The following is a 17,972-nucleotide window of genomic DNA, read 5'->3' as shown; positions in this document are numbered from 1 at the left end:
TTGAATTTTTAGTCCGGTAATTCATTTAGTATGAAAAGACTCCTTAAGTTAAACGTCAGAATGATTTCATAATGTTTTTTATAACTTTTTCTAATTAGCTAACCATTTGAAAAAATAATTAGAATTAAAATAGGCTTTTTCCCACTAAAAATGCTGTCACGGCCGCCTAATTAAATCCTAATCGTCTTTAACCCATTTTTCATCATAAGTGTCAGAGCAAAAAGCGAAATCAGCAGCTAATGATCATTGATTCTGCTTGGTTGAGCTTTCAAAATAAAATAGTCGTTTTGTCAATACGTATTCAAAGTGAAATTTCTCATAAAACCAACTATGGAACAAGATCGTCATCCTTTTGTGGATGTTTTCAATCTTTTTTAATCCCTTCATCAGCTCAGGGTAAACGCTTTCTCTTTTCGTTATGTGACCTTAACATTTTTCATAGAACCATTTTATTGTTTTACATGTGTCGACTTTCATTTTAACTCACTAGCATTGCAGTAATTAAATCTGATGATTCAAAATACTAAGAATGTTCAATTTTTTATTGATTTCGAAACAAAAAAATCCTTTACAATGGAAGTACAGGTGGTTCCTGCCCAAATCCAATCGTAAAGGATAACCATTATGGACAAGAATACACTAATTTTATCATTTGGTAAATGGGTTTCACCCATAAATATTCAAAAACTTAGCGAACAAGTCAAAGAATTGAAACAGGACTATTACACAAAAAAGCTGACAACAGAAGCTTATATTAAACTTTTATTGGTAGCCCAGCTGCTCGAATTTAAGAGCTTAGAGGAAATGAGTGATGCACTTGTAGACGAAGATCTTCAAAAAGCACTCGGATTTGAATCGATAAGTGCCTCTCAGCTATCCCGAAAAAACAATCAGATCCACCCACTAATTCTTGCAAATTTGTTCTTGGATCTTGTTTGGAAAATTCAACGGTACCATTATAAAAACGGAAAGAATATGCCACTGAAAATCATTGATTCAAGTACACTCCCGTTGAACTTGACCCATTATAAATGGGCAAAATTCCGGAAAACAAAAGCTGGTGTAAAGCTACACTTACGGCTCGTTTTCATGGATAAAGACACCGTCTATCCTGAAAAAGCAGTGATTACGACAGCAAAAGAACATGACCGAAATCAACTCGAAGTCCTAGTGGATGATCAAGAAGCCATGTATGTGTTTGACCGCGGTTATGTGGACTATGAACGTTTTGATCGGATGACAGATGATGGCTATTTCTTCGTTTCAAGACTGAAGAAAAACGCAGTCATTCGTGAAGTCTATACATTTTCACTTCCTGATGATTGTCACGTTCTATCCGATAAAATGGTCTACATTGGTACCACACAAAATCGTACTGAAAATGTCTTTCGTCTACTAGAAGTTATGGACACAAAAGGGAACTTACTTCGTTTCATCACCAACCGATTTGATTTAAAACCAGAAGAGATAAGTGATATTTACCGATCTCGCTGGGCTATTGAACTCTTTTTCAAATGGCTCAAGCAACACGTAGAAATTAAGCACTTTTATGGAATGAGTGAAACAGCTATTCAAAATCAAATTTTCTTAGCCCTGATCACGTATTGCTTACATGTTCTCATTCAATTGGAGATGAAAAGTAAGAAATCCCTACTTCGAATTACTCGTTGGTTAAAGAGAGCTCTGTGGAAACCAGCTTATGTTTGGTTGCGAAAATTTGATGGGCGAGCCAGTCCATAATCTCCCTTTTGTCGTTGTCGCTCTGGTTTAACTGTATATATTTACCAAATGGGCAGTGCCACCTTTCTTTAGGTTTTGTCTTTTTGGCACAAATTCACAAAAAATAATTAACAGAAAATTCTAACTATATTTATGCAATGCTAATGATTTTAACTGAATTCGAAATTTCCCATTTGGAAAAAACACTAAAAAATCGTTTGAAAGAAAATATCCCTTGCCAATAAGCAAGGGATATTTTAACCTCTATTTTTAACGGAACTCATAGACCTTTATCGTAATGCGGATTCTAGATCTTCAAGTAAATCCTCAATATCTTCAATTCCGACAGAAATGCGGATCAATCCATCTTCAATGCCTAGTTCAAGACGACGTTCGCGTGGAATCGAGGCATGCGTCATTAGTGAAGGAATCGAAATTAAACTTTCCACTGCCCCAAGACTTTCAGCCAACGTAAAGTAGCGTGTCTTTTTCAATACATCCAGCGCTTTTTCTTGAGATTCTACAGTAAAGGAAATCATTCCGCCAAATCCGGCTGATTGTGAACGGTGAATTTCGTGTCCTGGATGGGTTTCAAGACCCGGATAGTACACTTTTTCAACTTGTGGATGGTTTTGTAAAAATTCCACGATTCTTTTGGTGTTCTGTTCGATTTCCTCCATGCGGACACCTAATGTTTTGATGCCGCGCATAAGAAGCCAGCTGTCTTGTGGTCCAAGAATTCCACCTGTTGAATTCTGAATAAAATGAATATCTTCTGCCAGTTTTTCATCTTTTACAACAATAAGACCGGCTACGACATCACTATGTCCTCCAAGATATTTGGTTGCGCTGTGAACGACGATATCAGCCCCAAGTGTCAATGGATTTTGCCAATAAGGAGTGCTGAATGTATTGTCTACGATAAACGTTAATTGATGTTCTTTCGCAATTTTACTAATAGCTTTCAAATCGGTGATTTTCAAAAGCGGATTGGTTGGCGTTTCTACATAAATCGCTTTCGTATTCGGTTGAATCGCTTCTTTCACTGCATCCAGATTACTTGTATCCACAAAAGTAACATCGATGTTGAAACGATTTAACACTTTCGTCATGACGCGGAACGTTCCACCGTACACATCATCTGTAGCAATGACATGGTCGCCGGCGGAAAATAATTGAATGGCTGCGGTAATGGCCGCCATTCCAGAACTGAACGCAAATCCATGCGTTCCTTCTTCAATATCGGCAATTAATTTTTCCAACGCTTCACGAGTCGGGTTTCCCGTTCTGGAGTATTCATATTTAAAATTACCTACTCCATCTTGTTTGTATGTGCTCACTTGATAAATAGGCGTCGAAACCGCACCAGTATACGGATCACGACTAATACCACCGTGAATAAATTTTGTTTTCTTACGCATGTTAAAACTCCTTTAAAAGAAAATAAATGAAAATCTTTTATTCATTGTTTGAAAATGAATAAATTCCACTACTTAAATAACGCTCACTGCTGTCTGGAAAAATGGTGACAATATTGGTCCCTGGTTTCGCTATTTCCGCTTCTTTCAGACTGGCTTCAAGCGCTGCACCTGAAGAGCTTCCTACAAGTAATCCTTCTTTCCGAGCTACTTCGGCCAAACGGAAAAAGGCGTCCTCATCAGGAATTGTATGAATGGCATCGAAGTACTTTTTATCGATAAACGGCGGGAGAAATTCCATGCCGATTCCTTCTGTACGATGGCTTCCGGGTTCTCCCCCATTTAGTATCGAGCCCTCCGGCTCTACAATCACCGTTTTTATTTGAGGATTTTTTTCTTTTAAGTAACGAGCCGTTCCCATAAAAGTGCCGCCTGAACCGGCGCCCGCAACAAACACATCAACATGGCCATCTAAAGCATCGTATATTTCTGGACCGAGGCTTTCATAATACGTATCAGGGTTGGAAAAATTTTGAAACTGTCCCGGATAAAAAGAATTAGGCGTTGTTTCCAACAATTCTTTTGCTTTCTCAATTGCCCCTTCCATTCCAAGAGACGTAGGCGTATTGATAACTTTTGCTCCGAGAGCTTTCATCAATGTTTGCTTTTCTATACTGAATTTCTCAGGTACGACAAATATTGCTTGTACACCAAATTGAATAGCTGCAAGAGCGAGACCAATTCCAGTGTTTCCAGCAGTCGGTTCAATAATGGTCCAACCTTTTTTTAGTTTACCTTCATGGAACGCACGCTTCAACAAATATTGCCCGAGACGATCTTTTACACTTCCGCCTGGATTGAGATATTCAAGTTTGGCAAACAGGCGTACACCTTCAGACAAGGGATAAGAAGTGATTTCAACTAACGGTGTATTCCCAATAAGTTCAAACACATTTTTTGCGAATTTCATTTTTCATTCCCCATTTTAGGCAAAAACTTGTTTCCATTCATCACGTTTCGCTAACATTTTTCTTGCAATTTCTTTTGCCCCTTCTAATGAATGGCTTGCTGCCCAGCCGCATTGAACTTCATTGCAAGCCGGAACTTCTGTTGCTTTTAAAACATCTTTAAGTGTTTTTTCAATGATATCAAGAACTTCATCATAGTCATCATGATTGATAACAGTAAAATAAAAACCCGTTTGGCATCCCATCGGACTTATATCGACTATTTTATCAGAATAGTTGCGGCTGAATTCTGCCATCATATGTTCCAAAGAATGAAGTCCTGGCATATCCATGTGTTCTTTGTTCGGTTGGCAAAAACGAATATCGTATTTGCGAATGACATCTCCATGAATCCCCTCTTTAATACCTGCCAAACGAACATAAGGGGCTTTCACTTTTGTATGATCTAAATTAAAACTTTCAACGTTCATTTTCTTTTGTTCCGTCATGTTTATCATCTCCTTTTAATTTTGCATCCATTAGCCACACAAAGCGATTTAATTGCGTAAATGAAACGTTAAAACCATTTTCCTCAAATAAATTCGTAAGTACAGGAATGGTCGTATAATATTCACGCTGCAAATCTTCAGCAAGACGATTGAAACCTTTTTTATAAGATTCCTGTATCATTTCTTGCTTATCCTCATCTGTGGCAAAAACGGTATCAGCAAATACAACACGGCCAAGCGGATTTAATCTTTGTCTGAATTTGGCAATCGCTTTTCTTTTTTCAACATCCGTTAAGTGGTGGAAAGCATACGTGCTCACAAAAGTATCGATTTTCTCTGTAACATCAAAATCAAGGAAATCACCATCTATAATTTTTACATTTGGAAGCTTATTTCGAGCGATTTTCCTCATATTGGAAGATGGTTCGATTCCAATTACATGCAAACCTTTTTGAACCAATTTAGTCGTTAAATTTCCTGTCCCAACTCCAAATTCTACAACAATACCTTTCGCTTTGTCAGCAACTGTTGAAAGAATCTCATCATATTTAGAAAATACTTCTACATATTCAGCATCTTGACCAGACACTGTTTGATCATAAGAATGGGACCATTCGTCAAATAGCTCATTAAATTCTCTGCCCAATCCCAATTCCTCCATATCCTATAAAATAAATCCGAATAACATGTTAACACTTCCCACTTCAAATCGCAATGAATACATATTGGTTTATTTTCTTCCAATATTAGACTCATACAGGATTTCGTATTGTTTTATAAATATGCTGAAAGAAAGGATTTGCGATTACCGATTTAAACTCCTTTTTTAATCAATAATGGGATGGTTAAAATTTGTTTACATAATATTATTATAGAAATCCAATAAAGTTTTCCCCACCGAAATTTCTAGACAAAAAAGAAAGCGCAACACCTCAAATGAAGTATTGCGTTCGAATAAAAAAACTGATTTAAAAAAGTGAATACTCAAATAAATCTATTTGCTTATCCCCCTGTAACCTTTCTTCTATTTTATAAGTAATTCATGTTCATCGGCACATTCACGTTCTATGTAGGCATATTTCCCATAAGCAGGTTTATCCGTCAATTTTTTAAGGGGAATGATCTCTGTTGGTTGAATATCCACTTCAAATCCCAATTTTTCACATAATTCATGTTGAATAGCCGATAAGATAGCTTCTCCAATTGGTTCAATGAACTGACATAAAAATTGTACTCGATTCCTTGAAGTTTTCATTTTCCACATAAATGGGACCCTACTAAGTGTATAAACAGCCTCTTGCAGTTCATAAAAGTTGACAGACTTGTTTTGATATTCGATAACATCTTCTTTTCGACCATAGTGGATCATGATCGGTTCCGTTTTTTTACAATCGCAATGTGCTCCATCCATTAATTGGATGATATCTTGATTAAAATATCTAAGCAGCGGCATCCCTTCTCTTGATGAAGAAATCACACAATTACCTGTCTTCCCAATTTCAACAGGGATTCCTGAATCATCTACTACTTCAATTAATACATTCGTATTGTCAAGATGATAATGTCCATTTTCACATGTCATAAACAGTCCGCCTGTCTCCGTACTACCAAACAACATGTGAACCGGAACACCCCACATGTTTTCAATGTATTTTTTTCTTGCCGGAGAAACAAGTTCACCTGCTAAAAGTAATGCCCTTAAACCTTGAGTCGGAAAATGAACCCCCATTTGCATACCGACATGGTACAATTTTTCAGCTTCGGATGGAAGCATGGTTAAAACAGTAGGATGAGTTCGTTGTATAATTTCGATCACACGCCGATCAGGAGTAACCATGCTTGCTTTATCGACGCCAATATGAACGGCCCCGGCATTTTGACACGCATCATATACAATAAATGAAGGGATGGCCAACGCAAAAGGAAACCGATTTAAAACGATATCCTGATCATTTATTTTTAGAGCAGATCGAAGAACGACTTGGGCTCCATGTTCGTGATCTTTATGGCTGTACCAACTTGGAGTAGGAGTACCCGTTGTTCCGCTCGTCTCATGATAAGTAGCCACTTGATGTAGTGGAACACCTAGTACATCATATGTATCCGCCTTTCTAAGATCCTCTTTCGTTGTAAAAGGAATGCTATTCCAATCTTCAAGATTGATATTTTTTAACTTGTTTTGATAAAGCTTGGATCGCATGGCCGCCTCAATGAATAGTTGATGTTTCATCGTCTATATCCCCCTTTTCATTTGAATGATTTATTTTTTGATACAAGCGTTGAGCGGTTGAAAGGCTCATTTTGGCTGATGTTATAAACTCTTCCAAAAGTTCTTTCATATTATTGATTTTTTTGACACCACCATTTTGAACTTTTCTGGTGAAATCAGTAATTTTTCTTATTTCTTCAGAGCCAGCTGAAAGTTCTTGAACAGCGGCCGATACTTCTGTAATTTGTTGTGAAACATCGTTTATATCTGATTGAATCACTTCAAAAGCGTGTTTGGCGTCATTAACGATACGCATCCCATTTGTCACTTCTTCTTTTCCTTCGTTCATATATTCCACAGATTTTGAAATATTTTCTTGGATTGTTGAAACAATTTCACTAATTTGACTCGTTGAAGAAGCCGCCTGTTCAGATAATTTTCTTACTTCATCTGCCACTACAGCAAATCCTTTTCCATGCTCTCCAGCACGTGCTGCTTCAATTGCCGCGTTTAACGCTAATAAGTTCGTTTGACTTGAAATATCCGTAATCGTTTTGACGATATTTCCGATCTCCCTAGAAAACTTAGACAAATCGGTAATAACATTTGAAAGATTTTCTACTTTTTGATGAATCGATCTCATTTGACCAATGACCGTATCAATAGCCCTAGATCCCTCTGCAACAGTTTGCAAGGTTGCCGTTGATGTATTGGATACGTTCTCCGCATTGGAAGCAATTTGTTGAATTCCGGATGAAATATCCATCATAGCTTCGGTACTTTTTTCTACATTTTTAGACTGAATCATAGCGCCTTCCAAAATATCCGAAGACATTTTGGAAAAATGATCAAATTCACTACTGATTGTCTGCAAAGAATCCATTAATTCTTTCACATCTTGCTCAATGCTTTTGATGAAAACGATCTGTTCATTATTTTCGGCGGGTGTATCTCGATTTTCATCATGAATTGAATGAGATTCAATCGGAATATTTCGATTCACGAAAACAATTGAAATCAGAATAAAAATAAAAGAAATTAAAATTGCGAATCCGATTAGCCAATCGAAAGAATGATCGGCGAAATAAAGCAATAAAAAAATTGTAGGCAAGAAAAAGGATGCACATAATAGCCCAATCACCTTAACCTTTATATTCATTTAATAGCTACTTCCTTTCTGTTTTGATGTGACGCATTATTTTACGTCTGATCACTTTAGCATTCATCTACCCAATTTTTGATTCATACTAGTTGTAAAAAACAGGGATGAAAGTACCCCAAAACTATTAAGTCCTTTATCCCATCCTCTATGATTATCAATCTATTCTCATTATTAATTTACAATTATATTATCGTACAAAAGTATGTTATTTTTATAGGTAAAATATCTTTTTTACAAAATTTCTGCTTTTATGGAAATTCAATGATATATTCTATGAGGCTCACCAAAATAAAAGTGAAAGGAGTCCTCTAAGCAACAAAAAATGATTGAATAAGGAATTTCGCGCTATCAAATGAAATTAAAAAACCTCATAAATGTACAGTCCCATCCACTAAATGCAAAGAAGGCTGACTCAACATCGCTAAAGCAATGTTTAAGTCAGCCTTCCATTTTTTGATCAAACGTTCATTTCATGATTTCTATTTTTTCTACTCTTTAAATTCTTCTCCATCATGTTTGGATTCAACAAGTTTCAAATCACTTGCCTCGCCGTTTTCAACGTAATGTTGAAGCATTGCCATTTTATTTTCCCAAAATCGTTCATAAAAGGTCAGCCACTGTTTCAATTCAAGCAGTGGTGCAGGTTCCAGTCGATAGCGCGTCTCTCGCCCAACTTTTCTCTCTTTGACAAGACCTGCATCTGCCAAAATGCGCAAATGTTTAGAAACAGCTGTCCGACTTATTGGAAAATGTCCACTTATTACGGTAACAGGCATCTCCTTTTCAGCCAGCAATTTTAACAACTTGCGACGAGTAGGATCAGCGATGGCTTGAAAGACGTCATGTTTCGATGATAAAGCGGCCATTTTAAGCTTCGACGTACGCTCCAAGAGATTTTTTAAGTCGAGACCATCCCTGATCCATCCGATCGCGTACGACCGTATGAGATTCTCCGAATTCCGTCACTTTGTTTGCGTCCCAACCAGAATGGATGAGCGTAAACTCCGTCTTGCCGTCAAGCTCTTTTAATTCGAATGTAAGGGTCCAGTCTTTCCCCCAACGGAAGGACAGACGATGAGGCGGATCTATTTCTACCACTTTACAAGGAGACATGCCATAAGGGCCTGCATGTAAGTGAAATTCATGGCCTACTATAGGCTGAAAATCATTTGGCATAAACCATGCAGCAAGACCTTCCGAAGTCGAGACAGCCTCCCAAACTTTTTGAATCGGTGCGTTAAATACATAAGTATGACGAATGTCAGAAATATTTTTTTCCGTTGTCAATGCTATACCCTCCCAAAAAATTTTCTGTATGTAGTAGCATTATCTTTGCAGACTACATCTCTTTATTGACTACTTTGCGGCCAACCATCTCAGCACAATACTCAGTTACTATTCTTTTTCAATAAAAGAATCCTTATCCTTATTTCAGTTGCCCTCGTTTCAATATTCTTTCATCCTTTTTTTGAGCTGAACTTATCAATAGAGAAACGAAGACTTGTCCTTCTTATAAACGTTGCTTTCTAAATGACTATTCTTTTATTCAATCACTCCTTTTTATTATGAAACCAAATGGTTTCGTTTTATATTATATGAAACCATTTGGTTTCATGTCAATATTCAAAATAAACTGTTTGCCAGCCTTTCCATGATAATTTCATTCACTTTGGATGTCTGTTTCTTTGTCAAAAATTGCATACAAAATCGTTTCATCCGTAAAAACCCCTGTTCATCAGGGGGTGAAAAATCCATTTCTTATATTTGTATTTTTGTTTATTATTGTAAAGGTTTTCATCTTATCCTGTTCCTTCACTGATAATAGGCTCATTGATTCTCCTATGGCAAATCAAATTGAAATCCGCTTATTTTTTTAAAAATTCTATCACCTGACCTATAAAAGGTTCGGTTTTCTCGATTTGCACCCAATGTCCGCAATTGGGAAAAACATGGAGTTCCGCATTCGGAATAATTTGGGATAATTTCCAGTTTGTCTTTTCTAATGGGATGACCCGATCTTCTCTTCCGTGAATCAGTAAAATCGGAATTTCTATTTTACTTAATTGGTTTTCCGTAAGGGCTAAAGCATTCACATGTCTTTGCCGAGGTGCCGGAAACATAGCAGAGAACGCTTCTTGGAACCCAGGTTCTATACTGGATTCATAGCGCATTTTTACTAAATTATCATTTTCTGCCATGCTTTGATCATTGGAAAAGATCGAAATGAGCTTTTTCATGTTTTCTATGCTTGGCGTATAACCCCACACGGCATCCAATTCTGCCGTGATCGGAAATTCAATGCCGGTGCTCCCCATCAAAATGATTTTTTTGACAAGATCGGGACGTCGATTGGCAACATGCAGCGCTAAAGCACCGCCCATGGAATTACCGATAATCGACACGTTGCGAAGATTCATCGTTTCGATAAAAGCAATCATGTGTTCGACCCACAAATCCACAGAATATTGAATATTTTCTGGCCTTTCTGTGTATCCGAATCCCACGACATCAGGAGCGTATAAATGATAATGCCGGGACAGAATAGGAAATACTAACCGCCAATTCGCCCAAGCAGAGACCCCGGGGCCAGAGCCATGTATAAGAAGAAGCGGTTCTCCCTTTCCTTCTTCGTGATAATGAGTTTGAATTCCTTGAACGTCCACATATTTTCCCTTATCCATCATAATAGAATTTCCTCCATTTCGTTAGTCGATGAAATCTTCAAATAGATAAAAATTCAACGATCATTTGAGGCAATGCTGCTGGATTTGTGATTTCGACGGGCATTGAAACAATCGTAACGCAGCCATGCCACTGCATCTCGCTGGATGTCTTGTGTAATTTCGTGTCCAGACGGATAAATTGTATATTTTACAGATCCTGCATGTTTACGCAAATAATCATAGTTTTCTTGCCCCACTTGTAATGGAAAGATAGAATCCGATTCTCATTGGGTTAGAAACACGGATAAATGAGAGATAGATTTTATTGGATATTCTTCCTTTACAAAGGATGGTATATATCCGTTCATGGCGACCATTCCTTTCACAGTATCCCCCAGTGCCAACGCAAGAGTCATGCTTAGAATAGCTCCTTGACTGAAACCGATAAAATAGACTCTGTCAGAATCTATTGGATACTGTTGGAACGTATATTCAATAAACTCTTTAAGTTTGTCTATACTATCATCGAATAACTTACGTTCTGGATTTCCGTATTCTTTTAAATAATAGTAAGCATATCCTTCTTCATAAGGGAGATCGCCCCGAATGCCTATCAAAATAAATTCTTCTTTTAGTTCTTCCACTACCGCGAGCATGTGCTGTTCGTTATATCCTATACCGTGCAGTGCAAAAACAACTGGATATTTCTTTCCATCCTCTATGACAGAAGGGAGAAGCGTTTTATAGACATAGGTGCTGCTCATTCAAATTTACCTCCTACAATGGAATAGATTAAAAGAATAATCGCATATGGATGTCAGTCGTGGAAACAGAAACAAAAGTGTTGTCGACGGAATTCTTTGCGTTTTTTCAAGGGAATCGCAATCATCAGGAAACAAGAATGATATTCTTGAAGATATTGAGAGTCACGGAAATCATCTAGTGGACAGCTCTTTTAACGGTATTAATGTTTACTGTTCCTTCAGAGTTCTCATTCAATGATTGTCGCATCTTTTTATCATCCGTTTCAATCGCCGATCGTTTTCTCTTCCTCCGATTGAGCATTTAAATCGATGTCAAGTTCTCCCCAATAAATTAAAAACTGAAGAGATACATACAATTGATAACCGACGCTTGGGACGTTGATATCGGTTTGTAAAATATCGGTGATTTTTTGCAGTCGATAACGTAAACCACTAATGGAAAAATTCATCGCCCGGGCGGTTTTGTGCACACTACAGCCGTTGCTTAAGTAATAGTAAAGCGTTTTCGTTAATTCCATATTCCTGCTTTTATCTTGTTCCAATAACTTTCCCAGCATTTTATGAATGAATTTTTGAATAGGGTTCATATTTTTCATTTGAAACATGACTCCTTCAATTCCCAAGGAGTCAAAGAAAATGATTTTTTGATGAAGGTTCGCAGCCCTCAGCGCCGAGAGACATTCTTCATATAATTGTGGGGCCTCTTCAATTGACAGGGAAGTCGAACTGATGCCTAATTTAAATAAACGGGAAGGAAATTTTTTCAGGCAATGGTCCATTAATGTTTGACAAAATATTTCCTTTTTCATTTTGTTTTTTAATAATAGACATTCCGATAATAGAATAATGACTTTACCCGATTTTTGGCCAAACAAGGCATTGATTCTTTGATCTTTCATAAATGCCGAAAGCTCATTAATCAATTCATCGTTAAATTCCAGTTCTTCTTTAACGGATGGCTTTTGAAGCAAACTGTGAACTGCAATCATAAAGTATGGATCTTTTAATTGAAATCCTAAATAATAAGCCCGTTCGGTCAATTCTTCCAATGTCATCCGATTGGATAAAATATCTTCTAAAAAATGACCTTTAATTCGTTGTTCGGTATTAAAACGAGTGCGTTCATTCAATAAATAAAGCGAACAAGCCAGTGCTCCATGTTCTAAAATTAACTTATCGACCTCCTGCGGCACCGTTTCGCGGTAAAGAAAAGAACAATAGCCGACAATTTTTCGATGCAGGTAAATCGGTGTAATCATCCTTTTATGCTCCGGAGAACAATTTAAAAACAAAGTTTGTTTTGAGTATTTTAAATTATCTGAATATTTTTGTCTATTCTTATGAAAGCACTTCTTTAGTTTTTCAGAAAAGAGAGAAGCTTCTTGCTCCGGAATACCTGATGCAGCAATCAGTTGTACATTCACGTCTTCAATGAAAACCGGCAATTTGGAAATTTGATGAAGAACTTTGGCTATTGAAGACAAATCATGTTCCTTCAATACTTCTTCCATCAGTTTTTGATGGACCACATAAGCTCTGCTGAAATTATCTCTTTCTATTTTTAGTTTTTCAAATGTTTGATCCAGCTCACCAATAATATTATCAGCCTCATAAAATTTCAATTCGTTATCTATTTCGCCATTCCATTCTTCCACAGTCCGGCATACTGCATGACAATGTTTGTGTCCCATCGCTTTACACTCAATCTCTTTGGCGATGACTTTTTTCCCGAGAATGGTGGACAGATACCCGCTTGCATAGCCGACTAACGTGTGACAAACAGGATCGTTGCTTGGACCAAACTTTTTCAAATGTTCTTCAGCCTCATAAGAATTTTTCCAGATCGCTTCATGGTGCATCCATCCATTCGAAAAATCTGCTTCGGCAACGAGCAGCTCTGCTTCTTCCAAATAACCGTGCAGCGTATGCATTTTTGGACCGACATATAAAAGTTCCTTTTTATTATCCCAATCCATTTCCAATGCTTTCTGTGCATCCTTCACCCCGCAATGCCAGCCATGACGCAGCAAGAATCCCTTCGTCCGTTCGAGCCCTAATGTCTTTATAAGCTCATGGCGCAGCATCCCTATGGCGGCTGTTGGTCACCATTCGTTCTTGTGGATCGTCTTGATTGTGAAGCGTAGAAATTTTATAAATTTGTGTTAAGTCCAATTCGTCCGCTTTCATGTTTTCACCACCTAAGAAGAATGAGTGAGTTTTGATAAATCGATGAGGATCTTCATATCAGAAATCGGATAAGTCTTGCACGCCAACGTATAATTTTCTTTTCCCGCTTATTGACAGCATCCAAAAGACTTTCATTCTCTTGGCATGGCAAACCAATGTGTTCTTCAATGCCATCCAAGACTTTTATAGTAAACATGGTTCATCCCCCTGTTTCAAAATCTCACGTGCTACCAACTCGCTTCATTCTACTAATTATTCCACATATGATGAATGATCTTTTAAATATGCCGTAGAATTTGCGATGAAAAGGAAAACGTTTTTTCTTTATTTGCAAATACACTTAGAACGGATGCTTCCAAAAGGAATAACAACTTCTCCCGCTTCCGCCCCTCTCTTACCATACAGGATCGCCTGGAAGACCAAATAATGTCCTTCCATACGCAGCCATAGCATCTTCCCACAAAGAATTTGGATGCGCCGCCACCGCCATTAAATCCCTTGTGAACAACTCTACCGGATCTCCTTTAAAGATGGCATTTCCTCCAAGAGTCAACAGCGTTCTAACGGCGATATCCACCGACGTTCTCGAGACATAACCACGCCATGCGTATAACTGTTCGCGCTCCTCATCGCATATCACAGCCTTTCCTTCTTTAATACAAGCATCTAGCTTGCGAATATAATGTTCCACAGTGCCTTCGATCGTATTTAACTCTGTTTTCAACTCTGCCAATAACCGTTGGCTTCCGGCGGATTCCTTTTCCTTCGCACCCGCTTTATAAACCCGAATACGTTTTTCGGTACGCTCTTGGAAGAGAGAAATCATTCGTTCAGCACCACCCCAGGAAACTAAAGGAAAGCCTAGTAAAAAAAGAGGCATAAACGGCATGCGATACACCGGATCATCCGCGTCATAATCCCCTCCCGCCAGTTTCCCCGTCGCCATCACTCGACCGGCTGGCATGATGTGATGCAATGGCACATAAGCTCCTTCAACCAATACACCATTGCTTCCTGAGCCGCGCAGACCAATAGTATCCCAATTTTCCACTATTTTTACATCAGACTTAGGAACAACCAACAAATAGTACTCAGGGCTTTCACTGTCAGGAAGCTCCATCATGGCTCCAAGCCCAATCCAATCGCTATGCAAAACACCACTGCAAAAGTTCCACTGACCGTAAAGCCTATAACCGTCACCATCCTTCTTTACACGTCCCACAGGTGCAACGACGTCCGCTAACAACCCGCCTTGTTCAAATATTTCATTCCTGCCTTCAGGAGGAAGATAAGCAACCCATACCTCATGCATGGAGTAAAAATATGTCAACCAACCGGCAGCAACACTGTACCGAGATACCGTTCGGACAATCTCTGCGTAAGTCCGCAAGTCTACTTGTAGCCCTCCATACCGCTTTGGACGCAAAAGTTTGTGGAAATCAGCATCTTTAATCGCTTTTGGCACCCGATCTGAAAACCGGGCATTTTGCTCCGCTTCTTTTGCTTCTTGCTCTGCAAGACGCCCAATCTCCTCCGCTCTTGCAAGCAATTCGGCAGTATTCGGCTTCTCTTTTATGAATATTTTCTTTTCAACCATTTCTTTTCCTCCTCTCATTTTGGCAAAGGTCCGTTTTCTTTCCCCGGAATCGTCATGGAAGGAAGGGACCCCTTCGGAGCCTGCCTTCCCTCTATTAGAAAAATAGAAAAAAGAGTATCGTATTCTACCTAAAAAGATAGCGCTTTCAAAATAATTCATTATGATGCTTTTAAACATTTTGGCACCGGATTTAGAATTTTCACGTCTCAGCGACTACATTAGACCCACCGATCCATCCACCAATTTCCCGCTTCATCAGGTAAGTGCTTTGGCAAACGACTCCGTCAGTTCTCTCCTATGATAAAAAATGCCTTGACCAATTTTATCTTCCGTCCATGTAATCGTAGGAAAATCAGGATACGTAATGTAACCGCTCGCAAATGCTTCATTGCGATTTCCTGAAGGATCAAAGAAATAAGTAGTCTGTCCGCGAGTAATACCGTGACGAGTCGGCGTAACATCAAATGAGACATTATTTTTCGACAAAATGTCTGCCGCTTTTAACACATCATACCAATTGTCAACATAGAACGCGGCATGATGCAGTTTCTTATCAGGCCCCTTAATAAAAGCAACGTCATGAGGCTTTCCATTGCTGGCGAATATAAAGCTTCCTACCATCTCTTCTCCATCAACTGTTGTGATTTGTTCACTGACAAACATACCTAAGACTTCTGTGAAAAATCTTGTTACCGTGTTAATGTCCTCACCGGTCAGGGCCAGGTGATCCAGCCGATGCGGCGCTATTCCTCTTAGTCCATCCGGCCAAGGAGGAGGATTCAAAGACCCGGTTTTCGATCCAACACGCAATATGTCATAGTACAATTCCACATGATGTCCTGTTGGAAGTTCAAAACGTATCGCTTCCCCTTCTGCAAGTCTTGTTCTTTTGGAAATCCTTTTCAACGTACATTCGAATTGCTCGATCTTTTTTTCAAACTTGGATAAATCCTCTTCATTTTCCACTTTAAAAGCCAAGTGATCAAGTCTCGGGGAATCGGCCTCTTGAAGAATGAGACTGTGGTGATCGAATTCATCCCACGCTTTAAAGTACACTTTTCCGTCACTTCTTCCCACTTCATCCAGTCCAATCACTTCCGTATAATACTTGACGGATTCTTCAAGATCCAAGACCCTTAATTCAGCACGACCTATCCGCATAACAGCCATTTTAAGCACCCCTTTTCTAAAATAAGTGTAGGTTCATGTATTTATTTTAAAATTTTTTATTTTCTGAACATACAGTTAATTATGCGGTTTTGATGGCTATTTTTGGATTCATTTCGTAGGATTCGTACGAAACGCATTATTGCGCACCGGAACTATCACGAAGATTAAATCAATTCTTACACTATCTATCCTTTTGTTTGCCATTTGGACAACAAAGCAAGGGTTTTTGACCTTCAATCGGAAGAATGGAAGCGGAATTCAAATGGGTGGTATGAGTATAAGATGAAGGATTAGATGGAAGATGTCAACTATTCTGAATGTAAATTGGGGATTGAATATGGATGATCATTCATTGAATTGCAAACGTATCAGATCATGTCAAGGAGTTCGTAGTATTATGCAACAACAGCATGCTACGAAAGCTCCTTGACACTTCCGATCTTTTACAATAGAGCAATCATTCACGGATTTATCCCGTTGAGTCAGCCTTTAAAGAACCGCGCTTAAATATCTTTACAACTGTTCAATCATGTTCCGTGTTTTCCAAATCCCTTATAACGTACGGAGTGCATCCTCTATGGATTGATCACCTGCTAGAAGCTCGAACGTTTTATTTTTGGCATTTTCCAAATCAAGACAAGAGACAATCACTTTAGCTACGTCACCTCGTGGAATATTCCGTCCTTCCACACTTTCAAAATGATCAGCTATTTCGACTTTTCCCGTAGGTGGATCAAAACTTAGCCAACCTGGTCGGACAATCGTATATGTTAATCCACTCTCTTGTAAGTATCGATCAGCTTCCCCTTTTGCTTTCAAATAAAGTTCCAAATTCGGCAAAGCATCCGGAACACCGGCTCCATAAGAACTGAGCATGATAAAATGGGAAATACCTTCTTTTTTCGCAGCGTCAACCAGGCGTTTTGCTCCTTCTTGGTCGACTGAAATGGTTTTATCCGGACCTGTTTTGGAGCCGGAACCAGCTGCGAATATTACAGCATCCATCCCTTTTACAGCATGAGTCAAATCTTTTTCCAAATCAGCTACGATTGCTTCCTTTGCACCAAGTTGTTTCAAATTTTCTGCTTGAGATTCATCTCGAATCATCGCATACGCTTCATGTTTGCTTTTTCCAAGCAGCTCCACGATCAATCGACCTGTATGACCATTTGCACCTGCAATAAGGACTTTCATTTTATTCCACTCCTTTTTTGTGTTTCTCCATACTGTTTCTCTGTTTTCTTGTAGTTTAACGCCCTATCAAAATGGAAAAGGTTGTATTCATCATTTCTAATGCCAAATTTGTCCGTAAAAATGTTCATAGTTAGGCTTGTCAGACTCTTGTCGTCCAAACCGTTGATCATGTCAAAAATGATAAGAGATCATGGATTTTTGCTCCATGATCTCTTGTGAATGTTATTTCACATCGTAACCTTGATCCTCGATCGCTTCTTTCATTTTTTCTACACTGACTTTTGTCTCATCAAAAACTACTTCCACAGTGCCTTCTTTTAGATGCACATCTACATTTTTCACACCTTCCAGCTCTTTAAGAGCATTTGTTACGGCCATTTTGCAGTGTCCGCAAGTCATTCCTTCTACGTTTAATGTAATGTCCATTAAGAAT

Annotated in this window: 17 protein-coding genes; 1 reads left to right on the top strand and 16 read right to left on the bottom strand. The window is 38.5% G+C overall.

Annotated features, from left to right (window positions below):
- The first annotated feature begins 624 nt into the window (after positions 1–624).
- The gene (locus BSM4216_RS07375; RefSeq protein WP_048622499.1) at positions 625–1,740 is read left to right on the top strand and encodes an IS4 family transposase; all 1,116 of its coding nucleotides are present in this window, start codon (positions 625–627) and stop codon (positions 1,738–1,740) included.
- Positions 1,741–2,009: 269 nt separating this feature from the next.
- Here the strand turns inward: BSM4216_RS07375 and BSM4216_RS07370 are convergent, their stop codons facing one another.
- From BSM4216_RS07370 to copZ, 16 genes are all read right to left on the bottom strand, one after another.
- Entirely contained in the window at positions 2,010–3,140 is a 1,131-nt protein-coding gene (locus BSM4216_RS07370; RefSeq protein ID WP_048623282.1) for a bifunctional cystathionine gamma-lyase/homocysteine desulfhydrase, read from the bottom strand.
- 37 nt (positions 3,141–3,177) lie between these two features.
- Positions 3,178–4,107: a PLP-dependent cysteine synthase family protein gene (locus BSM4216_RS07365; protein ID WP_048623281.1), complete on the bottom strand. Its 930-nt coding sequence runs from the start codon at positions 4,105–4,107 to the stop codon at positions 3,178–3,180.
- Positions 4,108–4,122: 15 nt separating this feature from the next.
- Positions 4,123–4,593, bottom strand: coding sequence for an S-ribosylhomocysteine lyase (locus BSM4216_RS07360; RefSeq protein ID WP_048623280.1), 471 nt, complete (start codon positions 4,591–4,593; stop codon positions 4,123–4,125).
- On the bottom strand, positions 4,565–5,239 hold the full coding sequence (locus BSM4216_RS07355) for a class I SAM-dependent DNA methyltransferase (RefSeq protein ID WP_048623279.1): 675 nt from the start codon (positions 5,237–5,239) through the stop codon (positions 4,565–4,567). Before BSM4216_RS07355 ends, BSM4216_RS07360 begins: the two co-directional genes overlap by 29 nt.
- A 378-nt stretch (positions 5,240–5,617) precedes the next feature.
- Positions 5,618–6,823: a phenylacetate--CoA ligase family protein gene (locus BSM4216_RS07350; RefSeq protein WP_048623278.1), complete on the bottom strand. Its 1,206-nt coding sequence runs from the start codon at positions 6,821–6,823 to the stop codon at positions 5,618–5,620.
- Positions 6,801–7,445 (bottom strand): methyl-accepting chemotaxis protein, encoded by a 645-nt coding sequence (locus tag BSM4216_RS07345; RefSeq protein ID WP_371836629.1) that lies wholly within the window; start codon positions 7,443–7,445, stop codon positions 6,801–6,803. Before BSM4216_RS07345 ends, BSM4216_RS07350 begins: the two co-directional genes overlap by 23 nt.
- 1,007 nt (positions 7,446–8,452) lie before the next feature.
- Entirely contained in the window at positions 8,453–8,830 is a 378-nt protein-coding gene (locus BSM4216_RS07340; protein ID WP_048623276.1) for an ArsR/SmtB family transcription factor, read from the bottom strand.
- A 1-nt stretch (position 8,831) separates the two neighbouring features.
- On the bottom strand, positions 8,832–9,251 hold the full coding sequence (locus tag BSM4216_RS07335; RefSeq protein ID WP_048623275.1) for an SRPBCC family protein: 420 nt from the start codon (positions 9,249–9,251) through the stop codon (positions 8,832–8,834).
- A 578-nt stretch (positions 9,252–9,829) separates the two neighbouring features.
- Entirely contained in the window at positions 9,830–10,648 is an 819-nt protein-coding gene (locus tag BSM4216_RS07330) for an alpha/beta fold hydrolase (protein WP_048623274.1), read from the bottom strand.
- 263 nt (positions 10,649–10,911) lie between these two features.
- Complete coding sequence (locus BSM4216_RS07325) at positions 10,912–11,391, bottom strand: alpha/beta hydrolase (RefSeq protein ID WP_244878052.1); 480 nt, start codon at positions 11,389–11,391, stop codon at positions 10,912–10,914.
- A gap of 263 nt (positions 11,392–11,654) precedes the next feature.
- Positions 11,655–13,475 (bottom strand): XylR N-terminal domain-containing protein, encoded by a 1,821-nt coding sequence (locus tag BSM4216_RS07320; protein ID WP_048623273.1) that lies wholly within the window; start codon positions 13,473–13,475, stop codon positions 11,655–11,657.
- A gap of 155 nt (positions 13,476–13,630) precedes the next feature.
- On the bottom strand, positions 13,631–13,774 hold the full coding sequence (locus BSM4216_RS16695) for a hypothetical protein (RefSeq protein WP_156179229.1): 144 nt from the start codon (positions 13,772–13,774) through the stop codon (positions 13,631–13,633).
- 198 nt (positions 13,775–13,972) lie between these two features.
- Positions 13,973–15,175: a flavin-dependent monooxygenase gene (locus BSM4216_RS07315; protein ID WP_156179228.1), complete on the bottom strand. Its 1,203-nt coding sequence runs from the start codon at positions 15,173–15,175 to the stop codon at positions 13,973–13,975.
- 255 nt (positions 15,176–15,430) lie between these two features.
- The gene (locus tag BSM4216_RS07310) at positions 15,431–16,345 is read right to left on the bottom strand and encodes a catechol 2,3-dioxygenase (protein WP_048623272.1); all 915 of its coding nucleotides are present in this window, start codon (positions 16,343–16,345) and stop codon (positions 15,431–15,433) included.
- Between the two features lie 552 nt (positions 16,346–16,897).
- Positions 16,898–17,539 carry an SDR family oxidoreductase gene (locus BSM4216_RS07305; RefSeq protein WP_048623271.1) on the bottom strand — a complete coding sequence of 214 codons (642 nt, stop codon included), beginning with the start codon at positions 17,537–17,539 and terminating at the stop codon, positions 16,898–16,900.
- Between the two features lie 222 nt (positions 17,540–17,761).
- Positions 17,762–17,965, bottom strand: coding sequence for a copper chaperone CopZ (gene copZ, locus BSM4216_RS07300; protein WP_048623270.1), 204 nt, complete (start codon positions 17,963–17,965; stop codon positions 17,762–17,764).
- Between the last annotated feature and the right edge of the window lie 7 nt (positions 17,966–17,972).

The sequence above is a fragment of the Bacillus smithii genome, assembly GCF_001050115.1.
GTDB classification, from domain to species: Bacteria; Bacillota; Bacilli; order Bacillales; family DSM-4216; genus Bacillus_O; species Bacillus_O smithii.
This window is presented reverse-complemented; position numbering and strand designations above follow the sequence as displayed.